Source organism: Bifidobacterium oedipodis, assembly GCF_012932425.1.
Taxonomy (GTDB): Bacteria; Actinomycetota; Actinomycetes; order Actinomycetales; family Bifidobacteriaceae; genus Bifidobacterium; species Bifidobacterium oedipodis.
The window spans coordinates 142,755-165,058 of record NZ_JAAIII010000004.1 but is presented as its reverse complement, the minus strand read 5'-3'; the positions used below and the strand labels follow the sequence as shown (position 1 = coordinate 165,058).

Genomic DNA, 22,304 nt, shown 5'->3' with positions numbered 1-22,304 from the left:
GCATGGCGAAATCAGCAGCGAACGCTCCGGTGAAAGTGGTGGCCGGAGGCGACTCATACTTGAACGACATGCGTGTCAAGGAATTATGCGCGCAAGCGCTGAAGCGCCGGCCCGATGCCGAACTTTTGGAACTTGATGCCACCAGTGCCGACCAGTACGCCTTCGATGAGGCCGTGAGCCCTTCACTATTGTCTGATACGGCCGTAGTCAAAGTGTTAAACCTGCATAATGCCGACGAGAAGCTTGTCGAAGCGATGATTGCGTACACCAAGCAGGCTTGTGCCGACCCAGCCGACTCCAGCATCGTTATCTGTCAGCATGAGGGAGGCGTCAAGGGCAAAAAGATCATCGACCAGTTGGTGCGCGCCGGTGCCGCCAAAGTGGAGGTCGCCGATCTGAAAAAACCAGATGCGCAGCTGAACTTCGTGCTTGGCGAATTCGAGAAGCGATCGCGGCGCATCGACCCCATGGCTGCCCAGCAGCTGGTATCTGTATTAGGAGGCAAAACCGGCGAGCTTGCAGCCATGTGCGAACAGCTGTGTTTTGATTTCGATGATGATCCGATTGGCTTGGATCGCGTCAACCAATATATGACAGCCAACCCGCAGGTCACCGGTTTCGCCGTGGCTGACAAAGCCATGGAGGGGCGCACCGCCGAAGCTATCGTCATGATGCGTTCGGCCGTGGAACAGGGCACCGATCCCATCGCATTGATTGGTGCGCTGGCCATGAAGCTGCGCACTGTTGCCAAGGCTTCGGCGGTCAAATCCGGCACCATCTCGCAGGCCGAGGCGAAAACCAATCCATGGGTGCTGAAGAATGCAATGCGCCAGCTCGGCGGGTGGACTTCCCAAGGATTGGGCCGATCAATTCAAACCTTGGCGTGGGCCGACGAACAAAGCAAAACCAACGGCGGTGACCCGATGTATGCGCTGGAACGCTCCATCGAACTCATTGCTCACAAAGGACGGATGTCATGATCACAATCCAAGTACCCACAGACGATGATATGCGCGCATTGGGCGAACGCATCGCCCACATTGTGCGCGGCGGTGACGTACTGTTGCTCTCCGGGCCTCTGGGCGCAGGCAAAACCACACTCGCGCAAGGTTTTGGCAACGGTTTAGGCATCGTGGAGCCCATCGTTTCGCCTACCTTCACCATCGCCCGTGAGCTGAATGGGCGGTTCACGAATGGTGCTGCTGCTCATTTGGTGCACGTGGACGCCTATCGTTTGGGCGGCACGGCCTACGCTCCTGGGCAAGACAGCATCGGACGTCTGCTTGACGAATTGGAATCCTTGGGCCTTGACGAAGAATTGGAAGATCCCAGCGAGAACACCGTGGTGTTGATGGAATGGGGCGAGCAAATGGCCGCAGCCTTGGCCCCGGAACGTCTTGAAATCCACATCGACAGGCCACTGGACATGGCACAGGCGGCCGATAACACGCCGACCAGCGAGGGTACTAGAATCGTGACGTTGATTCCGGTCGGCAGCGACTGGCAATCGCGCATCGAATCGTTGAATGGCAGCGGCAAGGAGCAATCATGACGGATCAGGGAGAGCGGACCAATACCAACACGTTGGTCATCGATACCTCCTATGGTTCCACTGTTGGCGTGGTGGGGCACGAGCCCATTGTGGAAACCGATTCGCGCACCCATGTGGAGCGTCTGCAAGTCAATATCACACGCGCATGCGCCGCAGCCGGCTTGGCATCGAACGACCTTGATCGCATCGTAGTCGGCGTCGGTCCGGCGCCCTTCACCGGATTGCGCGCCGGCATCGTTGCCGCCAAGGCATTAGCCTTCGCCACCGGTGCCGAACTGCTCGGACAGAACATCCTCGAACCGCAGGTGTTGTGGAATCTCAACCGGCATGGACATGGCGACGCTGCGGCTGCGCAGGGGAATGCTTCGCAGCATGTGCTGACCTTGGCCATCAATGATGCCCGGCGCAAGCAACTGTATTTCGAACTGCTTGACGACAGCGCATATGGTGACGAAACGGAACCCAACCGTGGCCATCGCCCGCTGATCGCCATGGACATCGACTACCCCGAACAGATTGTTGAACGGGTTAATGCTGCCAACAGCCAGGGGCTTACCGTTGATGTTATCGGCCATGGTGCAGGAAAATATGAATCTGTGCTGCGTGGCATCGCGCATGTGGGTGACATTGTTGACGCTTCCGTGCTTGATCAGGGTGCGATGGGCTTGACTGTGTTCGCACAAGAGGCGGAACGTAGATATCTTGCGAATCCGAACGCACCCGTGGAGCCATTGTATTTGCGCCGTCCGGATGCCGAAGTCCCCAACCCTCTTAAGCATGTGCTCGGTCATGCCGGTGCGAACCGCGCCTGAACACAGTGGGGAAGCCGGGGTAGGGAAGACCAGATGATCGTTGATTTGGAAACGATTGACCGCGAGAAAGCGGTGCAAGCCATCGTCGCGATGGAATCCGAACTATTCGGACGCGGCGCATGGAGCGAGAACATGGTGCGTGAGGAATTGGACGCGCCCGCCCGCACGTATGTATTTGATCGCGACGGTAACGGCATTATCCGAGGATATGCAGGGTATTGGTATGACGGGGAAGACGCCGAATTGATGACTATCGGTGTCGGGGCAGCTTGGCAACGTCAGGGCATCGCCGCCGCATTGCTGAACCGTTTGGTTGAATCCGCCCGCGAGCAGGGAGCGCAACGTATGTTGCTCGAAGTTCGGGTGGATAACGAGCCGGCACTGCACCTGTACCGCAAGTTCGGCTTCGTTCGTCTCGGTCTTCGCAAACGCTACTATCAACCCGAAGGCATCGACGCCTATACGATGGCTTTGGACCTTGAACCCCACGTGGTTGGATTCCAACGAACCAACCAGTTGACTGACGATCATACGGTTGTCTCAGCGATGCACGCTGGCTCGGAATACGACACTTCCAACGACATGAACGCTCAATCCGACGAACAAGGAGACGCGCAATGAGCGAACCGATTGTGCTCGGCATCGAATCCACCTGCGACGAAACAGCAGCCGCCATCGTGCGTGGCCGCGAACTCGTCTCGAACGTCGTGGCCTCATCCATGGAGGAGCACGCACGCTATGGCGGCGTCATCCCCGAAATCGCCTCGCGCGCGCATGCCGAAGCCTTTGTACCCTGCGTGTCCAAGGCGTTGACCGACGCGAATATGACCTTGGCCGATGTGGATGCGATCGCCGTCTCCGCCGGCCCTGGCCTGGCTGGATGCCTTGCCGTGGGCGTTTCTGGCGCGAAGGCGTTGGCATGGGCGAGCGGCAAACCGTTGTACGGCATCAACCATGTGATCGGGCATATTGCCGTCACTCAACTGCAGTTCGGCGCTTTCCCGCCCGATACATTGGCACTGATCGTCTCCGGCGGGCACACTTCGCTGCTGCACGTGGCCGACATGCCGCGTCATATCGACGTGGTCGGCACCACTCTGGACGATGCGGCAGGGGAGTGCTTTGACAAAGTGGCCAGACTGCTCGGCTTCCCCTATCCGGGAGGCCCCCACATCGACCGCCATGCGCAAGCGGGCGACCCGCATGCTATTCGTGTGCCGCAGGGGCTGACACAAGGCAAGGCTGGTGCCGAGCATCCGTACGATTTCAGTTTCTCCGGCGTCAAAACCGCCGTGGCGCGATGGATCGAAACCGAACAGGCTCTGGGTCATGAGATTCCCGTGGATGACGTGTGCGCCTCACTGGCCGACTCCGTAGCCGATGTGTTGGCGAAGAAGGCCATGCGTGGCTGCAAGCAGTACGGCTCCAAAACACTGATTGTGGGCGGCGGCTTTTCCGCCAACTCGCAGCTGCGTGCCAAACTGCTCGAATACGGCGAGAAGCATGGTGTCGAAGTGCGAATCCCGCAAATCAAGCTATGCACTGACAATGGCGCGATGGTCGCCATGCTCGGCGTGAACCTTGTTGAAGCCGGCATCGCCCCCAGCGTACCGGACTTTTCGATCGATTCGTCCATGCCGCTGACCACCGTGTCGTTGTAACGATGGTGGGTTGACCTGAACCGTCTATCGGATGATAACAAGTTCGTTCGTGTGACTAGGGCAGGTCGGTGCGGCACGGTGTGACATAGCGCGACATGCCGAGAGACGGCGATTTGCATTTCCGTGCGATTGTTGTAAACTCTATGACTTGTGCGCGAGAGAAATCAACCGCATAACAATATATTCCTGCGTAGCTCAGTTGGCAGAGCATCCGACTGTTAATCGGACGGTCGCTGGTTCAAGCCCAGCCGCAGGAGCTTGTTAGAAGCCTCGGATTCGTCCGAGGCTTTTGTGTTTTATCGCAAAATGGGATGTGCGCCACGTGAATGCCCGTCCTCTTTCTGGGTGCAGTATTCTGGTGAAGAGACTAGGACGGCATGGAACAAGCCGGCCGTAAGGCAAGCACAGCAAGAAGGATGCGTAGTTGGGCGACATCAGACGCGAAATGGAACGGTTGAGACCGATTTACGAAACAGGTGTACTTCGCCTGCTGCTGCGCAACAACTCCATGATCTACGTGGCATTGCTTAAATCCTGCTTCGATCCATTGACCGGCGAACTGCCCCGAGAGATCTTAGAAGACCGGCTGGTTCGAGGGCTCACACATCTGGTGGATGTGGGGGAGTACACTCTGAAAGATGGGCAGGATGTGGCGCAGGCGGCGCATCGCATCCTGATCGACCTATCGCGCGAAGGCGATGGCGACTACGCTTGGTTGGCCAACTATCTGGACGCGGCCTCACACCGCTACTTGTATCGTCTCACCGCTCGGGCACATCGAGCCATCGAAGCGCTCGGCAAACTTGAAGACTCCACGCAGGTACTTTCAGGCGCGCAAGCCAACAGCATCATCATGGAAATCGAACACGCGCGCATGCAGCTGACCGACGATCCCAAGGAGCGCATCGCCCTGCTGCGACGTGAAATCGAAGCACGCGAACGGGAAATCGACGAACTTGAACACAGCGACACCATCGAACGACTTACCGCTAAACAGGTGGAGGACATCATCAACGTGGTGCACAACACTCTGCGTGGTGTGCCCATCGATCTGCGTGAACTGGTGCTCTCCGAACGTGATAGTGGTGACGCGCTGCGCCGACGCATGCAATCAGGAATGATGAGCGTAGATGAGATTCTGACCGCCTACCATGATGAATTCCGCAAATCTTTCCGTGAATCCGACAGCGGTCGCCGTTTCGAGGATGCGTTCCAGGTGATCGTCACTGAAGAAGGACGCCGACAAATCGACGACGCCGTGCGCGATATCGCGAGAAATCCGTATCTGGATGGTGAACCGGGCATAGTGTTGGGGCAGGTTCGAGCCGAACTGGAACGCATCTACGAAGGCATCGAGGACGTGCGCCGACAGATGCGTGCCTCGGACGAGGCCATCAGCCGACTGGTACGCCAGCAAACCGATACACGCTACCGCACGATGCTCACCAAGCTGAATCGTCTGTTTGCCGAAACCAGCGCGCTGGCCAAAAGCAATCCCAACGACCAGTCCAAATTGTATGAAACCGGAACCGGCGTTGCTTCGATTGCGGCACTGCCCAGCCGTCCGGCGCGCCCGATGAGCCAGGCCAAAGCGCCGGGATTGCCGAATGTGCAAGACTCCACTCAGCTGGATGCGTCTCGTTGGACATCCATGCTTGAAGTTGGCGGACCGCGTCTGCGTCGTATGCTGGCACTGATCGACAAACTGCCAAGTCATGACGATGACAATCGCATCAACCTGGCCGAAGCGTTCAACCAGCTAGATGAGCGAGAACGGCGGGAAAGCGAACTTATCGGGTTCCTCGGATCCCTCCCCGCTGCAGAAGACGGCGAATACGTGCTATGGCGATGCATTTCGTTGGACGGCACCGAACGCACTTGGCGCACCCGACCGGTGATCGTGGAGCGCGCAACCCTCGAACGCATAGTGAAGGAAGGCTGAACCATGGACGGCGAACCGATGATTGATAATGCCGCAGCGAATGCGCTCGACAACACAGACAATACAGTGCCGGTCGAAACCGTGCCGAATGCTGGCGACAGCGCCAACCCATACGCACTGTTTCATGGAGACACCGGCGATATGCCGGCGGAAGCGCGCATGGCCGCCATCGCATTGAAACGCGAACGCTACATCGACGGCGAACTCTATGACATCGTATTGACCCATCAACAAGCTGTGGAACGTTCGTTGAACAACGACCTGCTGTATCTGGTGATCAACCAGCAATATCATGTGATGATCGCGGCACCGGTCAACGGACTGGAAGCTGACATCCGATCTCTGAAAACCAGAGCCAGTCTCACCCGTGAGGAGGCGGCGGTGCTTGCCTTCCTGCGTATCCGGGTGCTGGAATACGAAAACACCAAAACGGATGCTGATAGTTGGATTATCAGCCATGACGAAATCCGCGCCGCACTGACCACGGGTGCTGGCTATCTGGCATCCAGCAACGATGAGGAAGGCACTGCGAAGAAAATTCGCGCCACCGTGTCGCGCATGGCAACCTACGGTTATCTGGAAACAACCGACGAGGACGACATGTATCGCATCACCCCGCTGGTGCCTGTAGTGCTGGATCGTGCGTTGGCGGACGAATGGCTTGACCTGTGCGCGCAACAGCAAGCGCAGCAAACACCGCAGCAAACGGAACAGCCAGAACAGACGGAACAAGTGACACACGAGGAACAAACAGCATACAGCGAGGAGGAACTCTGATGAACGGCGACGACATGCACATCATCGCGGATCGTTGGATGCTGGAAAGTCGCCGCATCGTCAACTGGGGATCGTACAGCGGCTACCACGAATTCAAACCATCCATGGACGACAAACTGCCGGTGACACTACTCGCCGGTGCCAGCGAATCGGGCAAATCCACACTAGTGGACGCGCAAATCTCCCTGCTGTATCCCACGGGTACGCCATACAACAAAGCCTCCAACGCAGGCCGCTCCGAACGCAGCGACTACACCTATCTGCGTGGCATGCTCGGCACGCGCGACAGCGCGCACGGGGAAACACCGATTTATCTGCGCGGACGTGACGCCAACGATGCGCCACAACCCGTGTGGGGTGCCATCGTAGACACCTATTTCAACCGCACCACTGGCCAACTGCTGTCATGCGGCAAATTCCTGTATCTGGCAGCAGGTGATGGGCGCAGCGACGTGCGTCGCCAGTATGTGACATGGAGTCAGCGTATTGACCCGCGCATTATGGATCGGTTCCGAGACACCCCGTTCACCGCCACCATGCTCAAAACCGCATACCCGGGGTGCGAAACCCATCTCAACGCCGAAGCCTTCCATGCATCCATTTGGCATGATATGGGCCTGAGCGCGGAAGCCTGCCGTCTGTTGCACAAGATTCAGTCAGCGGACGCACCCTCAAAACTGGACGATATCTTCAAACAGGGCGTGCTCGGCGTGCCTCAGGCGTTGGAACTGGCACGCGACGTGGTCGACGATTACGACCGGTACGACGCCAACTTCCGCAGCCTAGAAGAAAAAGCCCGTCGCGTCTCCCGTCTGCAAGACATTCAACAGGAATACGGCGAATATGCGAAAACATTGGGACTGCGGCGCGAACTCGGTGTGGCTGACCCGCAGGAAGAACCAGGCGCCGACACCATCAGTCGCTGGGCGTACTCCCGCATGTCCAGCGAAGTGCGCGCAGGACTGCCTGCAACAATCAAGCAACGCGATGCGCAGGATGCCTCGGTTCACGCCGCACAAGACGCCATTGATACCTTGCAAACCCAGCTGCAGAACGTCGAAGAACGCATTCGCGGCGTCGACGGTGGCAATCTGGAACGACTGGAAGCCGAGCTCGACCGCGCTCGCAAGGATTGCCAGTCTGTTGAAATGCAGCGTCGGGACATGGAAAGTCGCCTTGGCCGCATTGACAGGCAGATGCCGAAGAACGAGCAGGCCTGGCAGGACATGCGCGAGAGCATGCTTGCGGATGGCGAACACTATGACGCCCGTATGGGGGAGCTGGAGGTGCAGCGCAACGACGCCGTAGCTGAACGCACCTCGCTGAACCGCGACTATGAGCAGCTTAAACGCGATTACGTGCGCCAGAGCCAGCGCAAGACGCGCATCACGCAATCCATGGACGAAGCCCGTGCCATGCTTGCCGCAGCCACAGGATTAAGTGTCGAGGAACTGCCCTATGTGGCCGAACTCATGGATGTACGCGACGATAGCGAAGACTGGCGTGTGGCCATGAACATGACCTACGCGCCAATAGCGCAAACCATTCTGGTGGACAAACGCCATGAGCAGGGATTCGCCGCTAAAGTCAGCACCATCGATCCCAAGACCATGAGCCGGCGCACATGGCGATTCGTGGACACGCAGGCGCAGTATGACGAGGAGTGCCGTGAAGGCTGGATGTCATCCAAACTGCGATACCGTGAGGACTCTCCGTTCCTAGGTTGGCTGAAGGAACAGGTGGCTGCGGAAAGGCTCGATGCGCGCTGCGTGGAACAAATCGACGACAGCGACCGGGCAACCCGGCAGATTCAGCATGACGGACAGCTCAAATCCGGGGCGCACGGTTTTCACGGCACCAAGGATCGTCAATACATCATCGGTTTCGTCAACGAGCGTTTTTTGGATGAACTGCGCGAACGTATCACCGACGCCGGGAAGCGTATCGACGCCATCGGGCAGCAATACGAGCAAGCCAAGCAGCGCATCGAACGTCTGCGCGACGAACGTGATCTTGCACACAGCATCGAACGGCTTGACTGGAGCGCAGTCGATGTCGATGCCGCACGCGCCAAAGTCGAGGGACTACGCAGTCATATCGAATCCATTCGCAGCAATCCCGAACTTGCCGAACTGGAAGCCATGCGGGGCCATCTGCGTGAGCAATTGGATCAGACCCGCGAACACATGTATGTCGCGCGTCGGGACCGCGACAATGCGGTAGCCCTCGCCGAAGCCCAACAGGCATGGCTGGACGAGCGCGGCGAAGACGATTTCGATGACGCCGGCATTCCCGGTGATATTTCGAATATGCTCTCCGACGCCTATGAATCATGCTTCAACGGTGTGACGCGCGGCGAAGACCGTCCCCGGCTCATCGTCTCCAAAACCGCAGGCGACACGACGTTCGCGCAGCGCATCATCCACGTCATCGCCACTGCGATGCGTGCTCGAATCGAGCAGGCCAACGACCAGCTGGTTTCGGAACGTGCCCTGGTAGAAAAGCGTATGGCCGAATACCTGGACACCTATTCACCCGACGACCACACCGTGGCCGCCAGCGTGGAAGAAATCAAGTTCTACGCTGAAGAGCTCGCCAGCCTCAACATGCTGACGGCGCGTCAGGCCACCGACGAGGAATATGCCAACAGTCTTGACAAGCTGCTGATGAGTTTCATGCAGATCAACCGTGCGGTCGAAACCGATACGCGCGACATCAACGACCAGCTGGATCGCATCAACGCCATGCTCAAAGGCCAGCAGTTCGGTCCACGGCACGGCAGCCTGTCCATCGGTGTGGACGTGCGCAGGCCCGAAACGCAGTTCACGATGGCGATGAAACGCATTATCGATAATCTGAGTGAGTGGAAGCGTCAAAGTCGCAGCGATCCAAAGACGACACGTGACACCTTCGCCACATGCCGTGCGATTATCGAACGACTGCGGCAGGAACTTGCCCAAGTGCGCGACATGAACGGCATCAAAAGCTATGGTGCCCGCAATCTCGATCCGCGCTGCCGCTCGTCGTTCTATGCCATTGTGCATCATGTGGACGGGCCCGACGAGCGCATCACCTCCACCGGTGGTAAGTCGGGTGGTGCGTTGCAGGAGCTCACCTCATTCGTCTATGGCGCCGCATTGATCTATCTGCTGGGCGGCGACGTCACCGGGTCGCCCACCTACACCACACTGTTCCTTGACGAGGCACTGATCAAGGCCGATGGCCGCTACACCCAGCGTGCATTGTCCGTATTGCCGCGACTGGGCTTCCAAGTGATTGTTTCGGCCCCCGAAAGCAAAACAGCGGAAATCCTCGAAGTATGCACCAAAGCCTATGTGGCCTACCGAGACGTTGATTCGGGCTGTTCGTATCTGCAGGAAATCACCTCCGACGAGATCCTGCAGCAGGAATCCCAACTGGAAGCCGATCTTGCCGCAGAAGCTGAGCAGCAGGAAACCGAAGCAGTGGATTGATGAGGCTAACTGAGGGGTCGTGCTGACGCGTGAGTTGCAACTTACGCGTCAGCACGCTGACAGCGCTGGCTAGGTAAACGAGGATGCAAACGAGACTTGCAGTAAGGAAGGCTTGGCTATGTCCGCAAATGGCAGAAAACGCACCATACGCAATGTCCAGGATCTGCAATGCGCCGTCAAGCGGCGCTTGGAGCAGCAGCGCTTCATGCTGCACCCCTCTTGGCCGTATGAGATTGGTGTTGAACTGCCGCACAGAGACGAGCTCATGAACCATTATGGTGCCGAGCTTGAACGTGACGAGGCGTTGCGTGAGTACGTGAATTCCAAAGGCTGCACGATTACCGAGGTAACAAGACAGGCAGGAGTAACCAAGAATGTGTTCGTGCGCTCGGTTTCTGTGCCCTCCGAAGCGTGCGCATTACGTATGATGAGCCGCGCTGACGCCGCGCAATACCATCGCTCACGCGATCGACTGCATTTGCTGCGCCAGGAATTCGCCGTCGCCGATGAAGCCGTGGAGCGAGTGGCCAAACTAACGGATGACTTTGCCGATATCGATTTTGAGCTCATGCTTGAAGCTGCACATTATTGTGATGAGCATGATGTGCATAACATGACAGCCCGTCAGGTGCCAATACCCGGATTCCACAGCAAGTGGTTGGGAAGCGAGAATTCGGCTCGGCGTCGCGCCATTGCGATGCTCATCGAAACGGATGCACTGCGGTTCAAAGAACGTCCGGGAGAAATCCGATTGCGCATGCTGGGTGACCAGTATCAAGGATTGCCGGATTGCGTCGCCGTGCAGCCGTGGGTGGAACGCGTGCCGAAAGGTCTGCATACCGCGATTATCGTGGAGAACAAAGATACCTACCAGCATATGCCGGTTCTGGAAGGTGGCGTCTGCATATGGGGCTGCGGGTGGGCGGCCTTGCGTATTCCGACGTTGCTGCCCTGGGTGAAAGACCTGTCCCGCGTGTTCTACTGGGGTGATATGGACGCCAGTGGCTTGGAGATCCTCAATGATTTGCGCGGCAAAGGCTTGCCCTGCGAATCGGTGCTCATGGATATGGATGCCTATCGGCGGTACGAGCGTTTCGGAACCAACGTTGCCCCGAGCCGGAAACAAGGCAGTATCGAAGACGGCAGGGAAGTTCCGATACGAACGCGGCCTGCGAAAACTATGGATTATTTGAATGATTCGGAAAATGAGCTTTATCGACGGCTGTGCACCGGTCAGGATGTTGAATATTTGCGGTTAGAACAGGAACGTATTCCGCTTGATGATGCTTGGCATGAGATTGAGCTGCGGTTGGGAGAAGTCGGGTGAACGGCGTGAGGCGGATGGCGGATAAAGTGATCGGGCGAAACTAGCGCGACACGCCGATTTGCGCGGCTGAGTATTCAAGGGTATATTCATCACCTGTTGCCGCTCGTTATGAGAGGTGATGAACATTCCTGCGTAGCTCAGTTGGCAGAGCATCCGACTGTTAATCGGACGGTCGCTGGTTCAAGCCCAGCCGCAGGAGCTTGATTGAGAGCCTCCACTTCGGTGGAGGTTTTCTTGTATCGCCACAACTTCAACAGGCGCTTTCCGCGTGTCTTGTTTCTCTATCAGCTAAACCGGGCGTTGTTGGCGTTCATGTTCGCTAAGAGGTCTGGTTCACTCAAACCATTGTCGGAGTATGTGCACCATACTGATCTGAGATATGACGGCTGAGTGGTGCAACGAGCATCAGTGACGTGAGCGGAAAGGGAATGACCTAATGGCTGGGAAAACGCGATTAAGCGATGGCGCAGGTTCATCCGGGTTCGGCTTGTTGTCATTCTTCTGGCAGGATATGAAGCCGCGTGGCGGTGGCAAACGCAAGTCGAAAACGGAGAGTCAATTCCAGCTATTCACAGAGCGTCGCGTATGGCTGTATCTTGCTGCCGTTGCGACGATTTCGATTGTTAACTTGTTCGCGCAGGCCGCGTGGGTGGTTGCCAGCCATAATATCGGCTGGGATCCGTGGTGGCTGGGCATGCTTGGTATCGATTCCAGCCGTTTCGACGTGCTTGGCCTGCTCGCCTCGCTGATCGGCCTGTCTGCGGCATGGGGGCTCGGTATCGCACTGCTGGGTTGCTTCATATCGCACGTCAAATGGGTGTTTCTCGCCGGCATGGTCATGATGATTGCAGGTGCGTCCCGGATGCTCGGTACGGGATTGGGACGGTTGATCCTGCTTGCACAAATCGATAAAGGCATGATTCCCGTGGATTCGTTCGTGGACTACTATCGTTCCGGTCCGGCTGAACTTACTTCAGGCACGTCAGTGCCTGCTATAGCCATTATGGCCGGAGCTGCTGTGATATTCGCGGGTCTTATGCTGCTCAAAGCGTTGGCATGGCCGAGCGATGCGGTGCCGCGTGTATCGCTCGGCGCAAGTGCCGCCATCACGCTCGGCCTGTTCGGCGTCGTATTTATAGAATCCGGGTTTGCGCCCGTAAGGATGCTGACGCTGCTCATTGCCGTGCTGGTCGGGCTCGTCGTTCTGCCCGGAGAAGTAGCACAGGTGCGGTATTGCGCTATCAAACAGGTGTCGGCGCAATGGTGCTGGCATCCCGCACTGATCATCTGGCTGGAAACCCTGCTGGCTATGGCGCTGCCACTGGTGGCTGCACTAGACATCTAACAGGAACAATGCAAGTCGTCCTTTTGAAGGGATATGGACGCTAATATGGAAGTCGGATGATCACTGGTTGAGAGGGAAGGAGATACCCATGGTGGAACGTTTGATTATGTGCGGTTCGCGACCGGTATTTTCCTTCGAATACGACCGTTCATCTGGCTGTGCCAGAGGAACGGGTACCGTCTTGGATACAGCGCGTCTTCCCCGTGAGATGATTACGCATGGCAAACCCGCCGTGTACGCGCGTAGAATCGATGAATGGTGGCGTCACCGTGCCATCCCGTCCACGCGTGACGGTATCGCCCGTGCTTTAGACACGTTGGGTGTCCATTCGACGCGTGAGCTATTGGATCGTTCATTCGGACTGAGTCTTTCCGATCAATACTGGGTTAAAGATGCGACTGACAGCACCCGCTGGGAAGAGGTTAATTTCTTTGACAACCCGTTTGATGAAGAGCTTGGACGTATGCTCCTGACGTCCCATTCCTCCTCACACGAGTTTAGTTTCAATGCGCCCGACGCTTCGACCGGCGGTGACTTGCCGAAGCGCTGGATGATTCTTGATGATGGTACCCGAGCCTTAGTCAAGGGCGGGCGCACCGGTCAGGAGCCAGTTAATGAGGTTATCGCATCGCGGTTGTGTGACTGCCTCAATATCCCTGCGGTGCGGTATTCGCTTGCGGAATACGACAACCGGCCGGTGAGCGTGTGCGCTGAGATGCTTCGACGCGATGAAGAGCTGGTCTCCGCATGGCAGCTTATGGAATCCATTAAGCGCGATAATCGGCTGAGTATGCGTGACCAATGGGTCAAGGATGCTGTTAGTTTCGGTTGTAATTATGAATTGGCTGATGCGGCGACGGATGACTGGTTGTTGATCGATTGGCTGATGCGCAACATCGACCGGCACTTCAACAACTTCGGCCTGATCCGTAACGTGGACACGCTTGCGGTGCGTCCCGCGCCATTGTTTGACACTGGTGCGTCGCTGTGGTGCGGCGAACTGAAGATTGATGGCCGTGACTATAAGGCCAAACCATTCTACTCGACCTACAAGGCTATGACTGCGAGAAGACAACTCGGGCTTGTACGCGGCTGGGATCGCTACGACCTCGGTGCATTGCGTGATTGGCCGGATGATGCTGCCCATCGTCTGTCTTTATCTGGAATGATTGCTCCTGCGCGCATCGACCTCATTAGGGACATGCTGAGCGTAAGAATCAAGGTTGCACAGGAAGTCAAGGATCATAGTGTGCTCTGAGATGAGTCAATCGTGTCCATGAGCAGTTGAATGACTGAGTGACGACCGATGGAGGAAGAGGCATTGGCAGGCGGTGACGTTGCCAATGTGGATAACTCAGCAAGCTCTCTCCACATACCCCGATCCAGCTGGACAAGGCGATCATGCATCGTCCATCGTGGAGATACCGGCAATGATGCCGGCTGACATGGACGGGAGTTGCTATGAATTATTGGACCAATCGGCATCGCGAAGCAGCGCGCAAGGCGGCGCGGCAGCGCCAGGAACGTGAGCAGAAGGAGCGCAGGCAGCGCCTGCGAGCTTTGATGGTTGCCAGTGCGTTACTGTTCGGTCTGCTGGGCGCACTGGTTTGCGGACTGGCAATAACGCAGGAATCGACCGCAACAACACAGCGGCTTGTTCACGTCAGCGGCCAGAGCGCAATCAGCTTTGCCGACTTTGCTGATATGACGGCGTTGGCCGAACGAAGCTCTTCATGCGAGGCGCGATATGACTGGCCTGTTGAAGATCCGCATGTGGAGCAAAGCTTCGACCGGCCGCTCAACCAGTGGTCTCCCGGGCATCGCGGGGTGGATTTGACGACGGAGCCCGGAACCGTACTGTTCTCGCCGCAGGACGGCGTGGTGAGTTTTGCAGGTGAGGTGGCAGGCAAAAATGTACTCAGCATTCGCCATCGAGACGGCGTCACTTCGACATTCGAACCCGCCACCACCGACTTGCAGGCAGGTGACGCTGTGAGTCGTGGCCAACCGATAGGCACAGTCGGAGGAGCGTCGGATCATTGCGAGGAGCAATGCGTGCACTGGGGGCTCAAGCGTGGCGCACATGACTATCTTGACCCGCAGAGTTATGCCGGTAGCCGAACAATTGTGCTCAAGCCCATATAACGCTGGTGAGGCTATATGAGCATGCCACCGGCTTAGCGGAGAAATCGGGCAGATTGCAGATTACAGCCCGGCGTCCGCCAACGTGATATATCCGGGATCAATCAGTGTCTCTTTGAGATTGCTGGCAGATACGGCCACCAGGTCCTCGCTGATAGTCGGCACATTGTCTACGCCGCCAACCTGCGTGTTTTCCACGGAGTCCATGCCTGTGAGCTTATCGCCTTTGTTCAGACGCTCACATGCCTCAGCAAGATCTTTGGCAATGGTTTTTCGATCTTCGATGCCGGTCATCCACTGTTTGCCGTTGACCACATCAGGCATATTCGAGATATACGCGCCATAGCCGGTGACCAGCGGCCACTGTGTTTTTTTGGCTTTCTCGACAGTACTGTCTTCTTCATCGTTTGATGCGTCGCCATTGCTGTCGGTAGATTCGTTATCGTCCGCCTTATCGTTCTGCGGGGATTTGATTGGATCCGGCACCGCTTCACGACTCAGATCCTTTTTACCGGTGATATTGTCGACGATGCCGGAGATGGTGATCTGCGGATTGATGTCCGCGGCCGAACCGGTGTAACCAAGATCGGTCAGTTCTTCGACTACTTCAGAGGCGATATAGTCGTTCATGGCGATGATGCCGTCGACGTGCACGATGGAGTCAGTCTTGCCGTCAGATGAGTCAGAAGACTCAGTGTTTTCCAGTCGTTCAGCTAGTACTGCGGCAGTGGAGCCCTTTTCCGAGGCATCGTAGGCGACATTCTGCCAATCGTCGGCATCCGAGGAAGCGTCCAATGTGCCTGAAGGGCTGACAGCCACACCAGACTTGAAATACGGGCCCAATACCTGCCAAATACCTTGGAAGGCTTCTTGTGCGAATATTGCGGTGTCTGGCGTTGCGGTATCAGTGTTATCGTCACTATCGGCAGCGCTGTCATCGGAGGAATCGGAATCATACGGCAACAGCACTTCAATGGATTTTGGATTGTCCTTACTCGCCTTGTCCAGCTCCAATTTGGCGACGATTTTCTCGGCCTGCAATGTTCCGATGGCACGTGCGTCGGAGAACTGGACGAAGGCATCCGGCTGATAGCTTTCAATGGAATTGCCCAACAACACCACATTCATGCCGGATTCCTGCGCCAGTTTTAATGATGAAACCAGGCGTTCTACAGCTTCGGTTTGTTTCTCAGCATCCTCGTCTTTGGAATCCTTGGAATCCTGTGTGGACTTATCCGTTGAGTCGTCGGTAGCTTCATCGGTGGTATCAGTGTTGTTGGCTTCATCAGTAGCAAGCGTTTGACTGGCGTAGTCGCCGTATTGGCGGGTGGACGCATCGGTTTCAACCACGGGCGCAACAAGTAGCGTCATGGCCTCGGGGGAGAACCTGACGCCATTATCATCAGACGAGCCTTTATCAGACAGTTGGTCAACGACATAATCCTGAATGGCGCGACTTTGCTTATCCAGTGAGGTCGAAGTGGTATGGCTGATATCGGATTTGGAGAATCCGGCATTGACCAGCGCATCAGTGAGATCGGGAACCAGCTTGGCCCATTTGTTCAGCGGCGTCTGCTGGTTGAGCGTGATGCCATCAGAAGGAGTGAATAAGGCCACCGCACCCGTGGAATCGGAGGTCACGGTGGTTTGCCCATTTGGATGCACAGTGGTGTGCTCGGTGGCGCAGGCCGTCAGGGACAGCACCATGGCGCATGATGCGGCGATGGCGATGAATACGTTGGCTGATCGACGAGCAAACACCATAAGGGCGCGCAACCTCCCAGTAATCGAGCGGATGAAACGAACTGCCCTCGATTCTAGTCGGCCGGTGACGAAAAATCCCGGATACCAGGCTCTTTTTGCCAGATATCCGGGATTAATCAGGGTTATGCCTCTGTTATTGACTTATTTATTGACTTATTCGGCCAGAGCCTTGCCCAGATTCTCATCCAGAGCATTCATGAAGCCTTCGGTGTCGAGCCACGGCTGATCCGGGCCGATAAGCATGGCCAGATCCTTGGTCATCTGACCACCTTCGACGGTGTTGACGATAACCTTTTCCAGCGTCTCAGCGAAGTGCTTGACCTCAGGGGTGTTGTCAAGGTCGGCGCGATGCTTCAGGCCGCCGGTCCAGGCGAAAATCGAAGCGATTGGGTTGGTGGAGGTCTTTTCGCCCTTCTGCCAACGACGATAGTGGCGAGTCACGGTGCCATGCGCGGCCTCGGCCTCGACGGTCTGGCCGTCCGGGGTCATAAGCACGGAAGTCATCAGACCCAGAGAGCCAAAGCCCTGCGCCACGGAATCGGACTGCACATCGCCGTCGTAGTTCTTGCAAGCCCAAATGTAGCCGCCATGCCACTTGAGGGAGGAAGCCACCATATCGTCGATCAGACGGTGCTCGTAGGTCAGACCTGCCTCTTCATAGCGAGCCTTGTATTCGGTTTCGAACACTTCGGCGAAAATGTCCTTGAACTGGCCGTCATAAGCCTTGAGAATCGTGTTCTTGGTGCTCAGATACACCGGGTAATGACGCATCAGGCCATAGTTGAAGCAGGCGCGAGCGAAACCGCGAATCGAATCATTGACGTTGTACTGCACCTGGGCCACGCCGCCGTCCTCGCCGTAGTTGTAGACCACATGCTGGATCGGTTCGGAGCCATCGTCGGGAGTGAAGGTCACCGTGAGCTGGCCTGCACCCGGCACCTTGAAATCGGTGGCCTTGTACTGGTCGCCGAAAGCGTGACGGGCCACAACAATCGGCTTGGTCCAGCCAGGCACCAAACGCGGCACGTTGCTCATCACAATCGGCTCACGGAAGATGGTGCCGCCCAGAATGTTACGGATCGTACCATTAGGCGACTTCCACATCTTCTTCAGTCCGAACTCCTTGACACGAGCCTCGTCCGGAGTGATGGTGGCGCACTTGACACCAACGTGATGCTTCTGGATTGCGTGGGCGGAATCGATGGTCACCTGATCGTCGGTGGCGTCGCGGTTTTCGATGCCGAGGTCGTAATAATCGAGGTTGATGTCAAGATACGGCAGAATCAGACGATCCTTGATATCCTTCCAGATCACGCGGGTCATTTCGTCGCCGTCGAGTTCGACGACCGTGCCTTCGACCTTGATTTTGGCCATGCTTCCTCCTGGTAGATGGTGTGAAGATGGTTCAAGTCTTAGCGCATGTTTGTAACGACAAGATCGCTTGTCCTTGAATATGGACAGAATGTGGACACTTCGCATTCCCGAATGTCAGTTGGACGGCGATTGAAGGAACGCATGATTGAACGCCAACGCGGGCATAAGCACAGGGCGTCAAGTGGGCTGGTTAGTGGGCTCTGCCGTCCGCCGCGCGCAATAGTGTAGAGACCATGTCTCAGGAAATTGAAATCGGTTTGGGCAAGAAGGGCCGTCTGGGCTACTCACTTGACGATGTGGCCATCGTTCCTTCCCGCCGCACCCGCGATACCAGCGATGTCTCCACAGCTTGGCAGATCGATGCCTATGAATTCGATGTGCCGGTGATTTCGGCACCTATGGATTCGGTGACGAGCCCTGCCACCGCGATTGCCATGGGCAAGATGGGAGCGCTCGGCGTACTGGACTTGGAAGGTCTGTGGACCCGTTACGAAGATCCAACGCCCTTGTTCGACGAGATCACCAATTTGCCGGCGGATCGCGCCACCGAGCGCATCCAGCAAATTTATGCAGAGCCTGTTAAGCCGGAGCTCATCACCCAGCGTCTGCACGAGATCCGCGATGCCGGTGTGACCGTTGCCGGTGCTCTGTCGCCGCAGCGCACGCAGCAGTTCTATTCCACCGTCGTCGATGCCGGTGTGGATCTGTTCGTCATCCGCGGCACTGTGGTGTCCGCCGAGCATGTTTCCGAAGGCCATGAGCCGTTGAACCTCAAAAAGTTCATCTACGACCTCGATGTGCCGGTAATCGTTGGAGGTGCGGCCAACTACACCGCGGCCCTGCACCTGATGCGCACGGGTGCCGCCGGTGTGTTGGTTGGCTTCGGCGGAGGCGCGGTTTCCGCCACCCGCCAGACCATCGGTGTGCATGCTCCGATGGCTACCGCCATCGCCGATGTGGCCGAAGCTCGCCGCGACTACATGGATGAATCCGGCGGCCGCTATGTGCAGGTCATCGCGGATGGCGGCATGGGGGACTCCGGCAGCTTCGTCAAGGCCTTGGCGCTTGGTGCCGATGCTGTGATGCTTGGTGCGCCTTTGGCTCGCGCCACCGAAGCACCTGGCAAGGGCACTCACTGGGGTGCTGAGGCTCGCCATCAGACGTTGCCGCGCGGATACCGCACCGAAGTGGGCACTGTGGGCTCACTCGAAAGCATTCTGTTCGGCCCCAGCCATCAGGCGGATGGCACGACCAACTTCATCGGTGCTTTGAAGCGTGCCATGGCCTCCACCGGCTATGTGGATGTGAAGAACTTCCAGCGTTGCGGCATGGTGGTCACCCCCTATCCCAACCACTGATTCCCCGACTGCCGCTTCTCGGAGTGGTTATATTTACGGGAATATGTTCGCGGGCGCGTCAGGTCATTTGACTTGACGCGCCTTTTGTGCTGTTGTGGTACTTAACGGCCTTCCGAAGGGGGTAAGGCCAAATGGGGGACAGGGGGTCCACAATGGAGTATTCCGGTTATTTCTTTGGCATGCGCAGATCGCATCCACTGCCCAGCTATGACGGATTCATCATTATCGAATTAAGCGAACGACCGGTTCGCTACCACATTCAGCCGTTGTTTGTCGGCGCGGCGACTCCGCAGGAATGCCATACGATGGCCATGGCCGCATGTCGCATCGCATGTTTGGCGGCGGATGCGATTCGCGGACGATACAATGTGGAACGATTCGCCCGATCCATGACCCGCCCCTGCATGGAGCGGCTGCAGGTTATGCAGGAGTTGCTTGATACCCACATGCTCAGCCATCCGGATATGAAAGCCAGATTCTGCTATCTGCCTACGGTTCCCACGTTCATTGAGGGCATGCTTATCAGTAACGACACCATCGAGATGACCGTGCTGATGACGATCGGCTCGGAGCCGCTGCGCGTCAATCTGAAATTCCGCTATGTGGGCTCCCGCTGGATGTGCAGTTTTGCCGATCTCGGCTGACACCTATTGCCCGCGCCGTCCGGTTGGCGGCCGGCGCGTGGCTATAGTAGAAGACATGCGCGAACACGTTGAAGAACCCAAGTACGTCACCTCGGACGAAGACACCGTTTTTTCGCTGCTGGCCAAGCGCGTCGAACGCACCCCTGACGACACCATCGCCGAATGGCAGGATGACGACACCCATGAGTGGCATGGCGTCACCGCCACCGCCATGATGTCGCGGGTGCGCGAGGTCGCCAAAGGCCTGCTCGGTTTGGGCATTGGTGCCGGAACCATGGTTGTTGTCTATTCGCCCACCTGCTACGAGTGGGGAGTGGTGGATTTTGCCTGCGCAGCCATTGGCGCGGTGCTGGTGCCGGTGTATGAAACCGACTCCGCCAAGCAGACCGCCGGTATCGTTGAGGAAGTGGATCCCGCCATCGCTTTCGCTGGCGATTTCCACCATGCCCAGACCTTGGAACAGATTCGTGCCGGGCATCCGGGCTTGAAGTACGTGTTCAACTTCAAAGCTGACGGTTTGGATGCCGTAGCTGATTTTGGCCGTACAATCAGCGATGAAGACTTGGATACCGCCATCGCTCGAGTCAAAGCCGACGATCTGCTTACCGTGGTCTACACTTCGGGATCCACCGGCAAGCCCAAGGGTGCGATGCTGTCGAACCGCAACTACACACATATCGTGATCAACGGCTACGAGATTCTTAACGATATGCTCTACCAGCCGAACCGGCTGCTGCTGTTTCTGCCGCTGGCGCATTGCTTTGCCCGTTACATTCAGTATGTGTGCATTGGCGGATGTGGCACGGTCGGCTATATTCCGGGCGCGAAGCGACTGCTTGCCGATATCCGCAGCTTCAAACCCACTTACCTGCTCGGCGTACCGCGCGTATTCGAAAAGGTCTACAACGCCGCCTCGCAGAAGGCCGGTGCCGGATTGCAAGGTGTGATTTTCGCCAACTCGGTTAAGCATTTCGTGCGCTGGAGCAAGGATGGGCAGAATGGTCGCGGCCATTCCTTTGTCGAACGCATGCGTCACTCCTTCTACATGGCCACAGTGGGTAAATCCATTCGCTCCGCGCTGGGGCCAAACCTCAAGTGGCTTGCCTGTGGTGGTGCCCCGCTGAATGTGGATCTCGCCCACTTCTTCAACGGTATGGACGGCATCACCTTCATTCAGGGCTATGGCATGACCGAAACCGCCGCACCCATGCTCGTCAACTGGCAGGATGACAATGTGGTGGGTTCGGTTGGCAAACCTGGCCCCGGCATGGGCGTGCGCCTCGGCGAGGACGACGAACTCGAACTGTTCGGGCCGAACGTGTTCCTTGGCTACTACAAACAGCCTGAGCTGACCGCCCAGGCGATGACGGCCGATGGTTGGGTGAAAACCGGTGATCTGGGTCGTATCGAAGATCGTGGATTCACTTACATCACCGGACGCAAGAAAGACATTATTATCACCGCCGGCGGCAAGAACATCAGCCCGGCCCCCATGGAGGATGTGATCAACACCTGCCCGATCGTCTCCCATGCGGTGGTGGTCGGCGACGGCAAGCCGTTCGTCTCCGCGCTGATCGAACTTGACCCCGATATGCTGCATTCGTGGCTGTCCGGTCAGGGGCTCTCCGACATGACCTTGGAGCAGGCGCGTGACAATGATGCGGTGCGCGCATTCGTCCAGCAGTATGTCGACCAGGCCAATGCCAATGTCTCTCGCGCGGAATCCGTGCGTAAGTTCGCCATCCTCGATGAGGAATTCAACCAGGATGCCGGCACGCTCACGCCCAGCATGAAAATCGTGCGTCCCAAGATTCTGCAACGCTACGCAGAGGTGATTGAGGATCTGTATGCTCCCAAGCCGTCGAACAGGCCGGTTGGCGCTACGGTGAAGATCATCAACAGCACTCAGGAAACTGTTAAGAAGGCGTCCGAACAGGCCAAGGAAGCTTCCGAACAGATGAGGCAGGCCTCCGAACAGATGAAAACCAGCGTGTCGGACTCGCTTGCTAGCGTGCAGGAGAGAATTAAGAAGTCCAAGGCCGAAGGCGACGAAGAAGCCGAGGGCGATGCCCCTCGCCAGCCGGACGACGCTGACAAGCCGAACGCGAACACCGAGAAGAACGAGGAGTAATT

Annotated in this window: 17 protein-coding genes and 2 tRNA genes; 17 read left to right on the top strand and 2 right to left on the bottom strand. The window is 57.1% G+C overall.

Annotated elements, in window-relative coordinates:
- Positions 1-2 precede the first annotated feature (2 nt).
- The 14 genes from holA to G1C95_RS07540 all read left to right on the top strand — a co-directional run bounded on the left by holA (position 3) and on the right by G1C95_RS07540 (position 15,034).
- Positions 3-980 carry a DNA polymerase III subunit delta gene (gene holA, locus G1C95_RS07605; RefSeq protein WP_169172356.1) on the top strand — a complete coding sequence of 326 codons (978 nt, stop codon included), beginning with the start codon at positions 3-5 and terminating at the stop codon, positions 978-980.
- A complete protein-coding gene (tsaE, locus tag G1C95_RS07600) occupies positions 977-1,552 on the top strand; it encodes a tRNA (adenosine(37)-N6)-threonylcarbamoyltransferase complex ATPase subunit type 1 TsaE (RefSeq protein ID WP_169172355.1) in 576 nt (191 codons plus the stop codon). The genes holA and tsaE overlap by 4 nt, the downstream gene beginning before the upstream one ends.
- Positions 1,549-2,364, top strand: coding sequence for a tRNA (adenosine(37)-N6)-threonylcarbamoyltransferase complex dimerization subunit type 1 TsaB (gene tsaB / locus G1C95_RS07595; RefSeq protein ID WP_169172354.1), 816 nt, complete (start codon positions 1,549-1,551; stop codon positions 2,362-2,364). The genes tsaE and tsaB overlap by 4 nt, the downstream gene beginning before the upstream one ends.
- 33 nt (positions 2,365-2,397) lie before the next feature.
- Positions 2,398-2,985 carry a ribosomal protein S18-alanine N-acetyltransferase gene (gene rimI / locus G1C95_RS07590; protein WP_169172353.1) on the top strand — a complete coding sequence of 196 codons (588 nt, stop codon included), beginning with the start codon at positions 2,398-2,400 and terminating at the stop codon, positions 2,983-2,985.
- A complete protein-coding gene (gene tsaD / locus G1C95_RS07585; protein WP_169172352.1) occupies positions 2,982-4,025 on the top strand; it encodes a tRNA (adenosine(37)-N6)-threonylcarbamoyltransferase complex transferase subunit TsaD in 1,044 nt (347 codons plus the stop codon). The genes rimI and tsaD overlap by 4 nt, the downstream gene beginning before the upstream one ends.
- Before the next feature lie 184 nt (positions 4,026-4,209).
- Positions 4,210-4,282, top strand: a tRNA-Asn gene (locus G1C95_RS07580).
- Positions 4,283-4,449: 167 nt separating this feature from the next.
- Positions 4,450-5,967 (top strand): DUF3375 family protein, encoded by a 1,518-nt coding sequence (locus G1C95_RS07575; RefSeq protein ID WP_240947486.1) that lies wholly within the window; start codon positions 4,450-4,452, stop codon positions 5,965-5,967.
- 3 nt (positions 5,968-5,970) lie between these two features.
- On the top strand, positions 5,971-6,744 hold the full coding sequence (locus G1C95_RS07570; RefSeq protein WP_240947485.1) for a DUF4194 domain-containing protein: 774 nt from the start codon (positions 5,971-5,973) through the stop codon (positions 6,742-6,744).
- Positions 6,744-10,217, top strand: a complete 3,474-nt coding sequence (locus G1C95_RS07565) for an ATP-binding protein (protein ID WP_169172351.1) — start codon at positions 6,744-6,746, stop codon at positions 10,215-10,217. The genes G1C95_RS07570 and G1C95_RS07565 overlap by 1 nt, the downstream gene beginning before the upstream one ends.
- Positions 10,218-10,335: 118 nt before the next feature.
- On the top strand, positions 10,336-11,544 hold the full coding sequence (locus G1C95_RS07560; RefSeq protein ID WP_240947495.1) for a DUF3322 and DUF2220 domain-containing protein: 1,209 nt from the start codon (positions 10,336-10,338) through the stop codon (positions 11,542-11,544).
- A gap of 126 nt (positions 11,545-11,670) precedes the next feature.
- Positions 11,671-11,743 (top strand) — tRNA-Asn (locus G1C95_RS07555).
- Between the two features lie 237 nt (positions 11,744-11,980).
- Positions 11,981-12,889: a hypothetical protein gene (locus tag G1C95_RS07550; RefSeq protein ID WP_169172349.1), complete on the top strand. Its 909-nt coding sequence runs from the start codon at positions 11,981-11,983 to the stop codon at positions 12,887-12,889.
- A gap of 88 nt (positions 12,890-12,977) precedes the next feature.
- Complete coding sequence (locus G1C95_RS07545) at positions 12,978-14,147, top strand: HipA domain-containing protein (protein WP_205832758.1); 1,170 nt, start codon at positions 12,978-12,980, stop codon at positions 14,145-14,147.
- Positions 14,148-14,350: 203 nt separating this feature from the next.
- Positions 14,351-15,034, top strand: coding sequence for a M23 family metallopeptidase (locus G1C95_RS07540; RefSeq protein ID WP_205832757.1), 684 nt, complete (start codon positions 14,351-14,353; stop codon positions 15,032-15,034).
- A gap of 60 nt (positions 15,035-15,094) precedes the next feature.
- Here the strand turns inward: G1C95_RS07540 and G1C95_RS07535 are convergent, their stop codons facing one another.
- Positions 15,095-16,795 (bottom strand): substrate-binding domain-containing protein, encoded by a 1,701-nt coding sequence (locus G1C95_RS07535; RefSeq protein ID WP_169172348.1) that lies wholly within the window; start codon positions 16,793-16,795, stop codon positions 15,095-15,097.
- A 153-nt stretch (positions 16,796-16,948) separates the two neighbouring features.
- Positions 16,949-18,169 (bottom strand): NADP-dependent isocitrate dehydrogenase, encoded by a 1,221-nt coding sequence (locus tag G1C95_RS07530; protein ID WP_169172347.1) that lies wholly within the window; start codon positions 18,167-18,169, stop codon positions 16,949-16,951.
- A gap of 233 nt (positions 18,170-18,402) precedes the next feature.
- Between G1C95_RS07530 and G1C95_RS07525 the strand changes: the two genes are divergently transcribed.
- The 3 genes from G1C95_RS07525 to G1C95_RS07515 all read left to right on the top strand — a co-directional run bounded on the left by G1C95_RS07525 (position 18,403) and on the right by G1C95_RS07515 (position 22,302).
- Positions 18,403-19,527, top strand: coding sequence for a GuaB3 family IMP dehydrogenase-related protein (locus G1C95_RS07525; RefSeq protein ID WP_169172346.1), 1,125 nt, complete (start codon positions 18,403-18,405; stop codon positions 19,525-19,527).
- A gap of 152 nt (positions 19,528-19,679) precedes the next feature.
- Positions 19,680-20,171 carry a hypothetical protein gene (locus tag G1C95_RS07520; protein ID WP_205832756.1) on the top strand — a complete coding sequence of 164 codons (492 nt, stop codon included), beginning with the start codon at positions 19,680-19,682 and terminating at the stop codon, positions 20,169-20,171.
- 55 nt (positions 20,172-20,226) lie between these two features.
- Positions 20,227-22,302 (top strand): AMP-dependent synthetase/ligase, encoded by a 2,076-nt coding sequence (locus G1C95_RS07515; protein WP_169172345.1) that lies wholly within the window; start codon positions 20,227-20,229, stop codon positions 22,300-22,302.
- The last annotated feature ends 2 nt before the right edge of the window (positions 22,303-22,304 follow it).

What these genes read in the sequence shown, in the direction of transcription:
- holA (WP_169172356.1), top strand. Translation starts at nt 3, where the DNA reads ATGGCGAAATCAGCAGCGAACGCTCCGGTGAAAGTGGTGGCCGGAGGC.
- tsaE (WP_169172355.1), top strand. Translation starts at nt 977, where the DNA reads ATGATCACAATCCAAGTACCCACAGACGATGATATGCGCGCATTGGGC.
- tsaB (WP_169172354.1), top strand. Translation starts at nt 1,549, where the DNA reads ATGACGGATCAGGGAGAGCGGACCAATACCAACACGTTGGTCATCGAT.
- rimI (WP_169172353.1), top strand. Translation starts at nt 2,398, where the DNA reads ATGATCGTTGATTTGGAAACGATTGACCGCGAGAAAGCGGTGCAAGCC.
- tsaD (WP_169172352.1), top strand. Translation starts at nt 2,982, where the DNA reads ATGAGCGAACCGATTGTGCTCGGCATCGAATCCACCTGCGACGAAACA.
- G1C95_RS07570 (WP_240947485.1), top strand. Translation starts at nt 5,971, where the DNA reads ATGGACGGCGAACCGATGATTGATAATGCCGCAGCGAATGCGCTCGAC.
- G1C95_RS07565 (WP_169172351.1), top strand. Translation starts at nt 6,744, where the DNA reads ATGAACGGCGACGACATGCACATCATCGCGGATCGTTGGATGCTGGAA.
- G1C95_RS07560 (WP_240947495.1), top strand. Translation starts at nt 10,336, where the DNA reads ATGTCCGCAAATGGCAGAAAACGCACCATACGCAATGTCCAGGATCTG.
- G1C95_RS07550 (WP_169172349.1), top strand. Translation starts at nt 11,981, where the DNA reads ATGGCTGGGAAAACGCGATTAAGCGATGGCGCAGGTTCATCCGGGTTC.
- G1C95_RS07545 (WP_205832758.1), top strand. Translation starts at nt 12,978, where the DNA reads ATGGTGGAACGTTTGATTATGTGCGGTTCGCGACCGGTATTTTCCTTC.
- G1C95_RS07540 (WP_205832757.1), top strand. Translation starts at nt 14,351, where the DNA reads ATGAATTATTGGACCAATCGGCATCGCGAAGCAGCGCGCAAGGCGGCG.
- G1C95_RS07535 (WP_169172348.1), bottom strand. Translation starts at nt 16,795, where the DNA reads ATGGTGTTTGCTCGTCGATCAGCCAACGTATTCATCGCCATCGCCGCA.
- G1C95_RS07530 (WP_169172347.1), bottom strand. Translation starts at nt 18,169, where the DNA reads ATGGCCAAAATCAAGGTCGAAGGCACGGTCGTCGAACTCGACGGCGAC.
- G1C95_RS07525 (WP_169172346.1), top strand. Translation starts at nt 18,403, where the DNA reads ATGTCTCAGGAAATTGAAATCGGTTTGGGCAAGAAGGGCCGTCTGGGC.
- G1C95_RS07520 (WP_205832756.1), top strand. Translation starts at nt 19,680, where the DNA reads ATGGAGTATTCCGGTTATTTCTTTGGCATGCGCAGATCGCATCCACTG.
- G1C95_RS07515 (WP_169172345.1), top strand. Translation starts at nt 20,227, where the DNA reads ATGCGCGAACACGTTGAAGAACCCAAGTACGTCACCTCGGACGAAGAC.